The 248-nt window shown below is 32.7% G+C and carries 1 protein-coding gene; it reads left to right on the plus strand.

Going from position 1 to position 248, the window contains the following annotated elements:
• Nucleotides 1-14 precede the first annotated feature (14 nt).
• Nucleotides 15-248: hypothetical protein (locus tag KZZ04_RS20270; protein WP_219424046.1), on the plus strand; the 234-nt coding region annotated here is incomplete at its 3' end.

Here is a 248-nt window from a genome sequence, read left to right on the forward strand (position 1 = left end):
TCTAAAAAACACTGGTGCAAATCACATATCGAAAGTTACCATTTGGTCTTGTCTATGGTTTGGAGGTCATTTTACCCATTGAATGTGAAATCTCATCCCTCAAAATATTTTTCAAACTTCTTCCTGAAACATTCTCTAAAGAAGAGAGACTCCTATACTTATCCTTTCTTTATGAACGACATCATGAAGTCATCATTGCAAATGAGTCTAACCAAAAATGCATCAAAAACCAATACGATAAAAAAATA

Source organism: Pseudoalteromonas sp. CR1, from assembly GCF_019392235.1.
Lineage (GTDB): Bacteria > Pseudomonadota > Gammaproteobacteria > Enterobacterales > Alteromonadaceae > Pseudoalteromonas.